Raw genomic sequence first — 1,505 nt, 5'->3', positions numbered from 1 at the left:
CGAGCGGCTGGCCGAGCCTCGTACACCCTAAGCGGACTTCACCCCGCTTAAATTCCCGACCTCCGGGCGGGGATAGATTTGCCGCATGGAACGATCGCCGCTGCCCTTCGGACGGCCCCGCGCCGAGCGCGCCGACGCCGCCCGCAACCGAGAGCAGTTGCTGACGGTGGCGCGCGAGATGGCCGCCGAGCTGGGGGCGGACAAGGTCACGATGGACGGCCTCGCCGAACGCGCCGGCCTGGGCAAGGGCACCGTCTACCGCCGTTTCCGCACCCGCGCCGGCATCTTCCACGCCCTGCTCGAAGACGACGAGCACGCCTTCCAGCACCAGGTCCTGGCCGGCCCGCCCCCACTCGGCCCGGGTGCCGAGCCCCTCGACCGGCTGGTCGCCTACGGCCGAGCCCGCGTCGCCTACCTCGCCGACCACGTCACGATCGTCCGCTCCTCACTGGACCGGCACCGGGCTGTCCCCGCCGAGGGCGGCAGTGGCTTCAGTCAGGCCCACATCCGCATGCTGCTCGGCCGGGCGGGCACCGGTGTCGCCGATCTGGACAGCCTCACGGTGCAGCTCACCAGCGCGCTGGAAGGCCCCTTCATGATCTTCCTCGCGCTGCCGGGGAACGGCCCCGACGGGGACGCCGAGGCCGACGCCGCCTTCCAGCACCGCACCCGCCCACTGGGCGACAGCTGGCAGACGCTGATCGAGCGGGTCTGCCGCACGGCGTGACTCCCCGGGATCGCCCTGACCTGGCCCGACCGGGCCACTCCTCCCACTGCTGTGTCCTTCATTGCGATGGGCGTCGCCCCCGGTCACCGACGCGATGCCCGCACGGCTCAGGGCGGCCGTGGTGGAAGGCAACCACACCGCCTTCATGAACGGCGTCCACACCGCCGTCCTGGTCACCGGCATCCTCGCCCTCGTGGGCGCCGCCCTCGCGGCGTTCGGCCTCCGAGGCCGAAGGGACGGGACCCACGAGAACACCGAGCACGACGCGTAGGTGGCGAGCCCGGCCGCCGTCCCGGCCGCGGACGCCGTCCGGTCCTCCGTCGGCGTCCCGGTCAGCGGGCACGCCATCGGCGCCGAGTCGGCACCCGTGCCGCGGGCGGTCATCACCCCGATCTCGCCGGGCGGGCGGCAAGTGGGCCGCACTGCGGCCCACTTGGACGGTTCGTACGCCGTGGACGCGCCGGGCGCGGGAAGCTACGCGCTCATCACCTCCGCCTAGGGCTACCCCATCTCCGGCACGTCGGCCGATGACAGGACGCCGTCGCCGGCGCCCTGGTGGTCGCGGCCGACGTGCGCGGCGATGTGCTCGCCGCCGGGCCGACCGATGCGGACGGCACCTTCGGCTTCGCCGAACTGGTGCCCGGCCAGCTGACCCTCGCGGTGACCGCGGCCGGGTATCGGCCGATCGCCCTGCCCGTCGAGATCGCCGCGCAGGGCGTCACCAGGACCGAGCTCGAACTGTCCCCGGCCTGCACATACGGGGCGCGCTACAAGCTGC

At 73.6% G+C, this 1,505-nt stretch carries 4 protein-coding genes; all 4 read left to right on the top strand.

The features are described from left to right. Positions 1-85: 85 nt before the first annotated feature. On the top strand, positions 86-727 hold the full coding sequence (locus ACZ5CR_RS44970; RefSeq protein ID WP_468869384.1) for a TetR/AcrR family transcriptional regulator: 642 nt from the start codon (positions 86-88) through the stop codon (positions 725-727). Positions 728-821: 94 nt separating this feature from the next. Then, the gene (locus ACZ5CR_RS44965; RefSeq protein ID WP_468869382.1) at positions 822-998 is read left to right on the top strand and encodes a hypothetical protein; all 177 of its coding nucleotides are present in this window, start codon (positions 822-824) and stop codon (positions 996-998) included. Next, positions 999-1,226, top strand: a complete 228-nt coding sequence (locus ACZ5CR_RS44960; protein WP_468869381.1) for a hypothetical protein — start codon at positions 999-1,001, stop codon at positions 1,224-1,226. Between the two features lie 56 nt (positions 1,227-1,282). Next, the coding region (locus ACZ5CR_RS44955) for a peptidase associated/transthyretin-like domain-containing protein (protein WP_468869379.1) at positions 1,283-1,505 on the top strand (223 nt) is incomplete at its 3' end.

It is taken from the genome of Streptomyces sp. NPDC031274, from assembly GCF_055570235.1.
The sequence above is the reverse complement of the archived record's forward strand: the minus strand, read 5'-3'. Positions and strand labels throughout refer to the sequence as shown.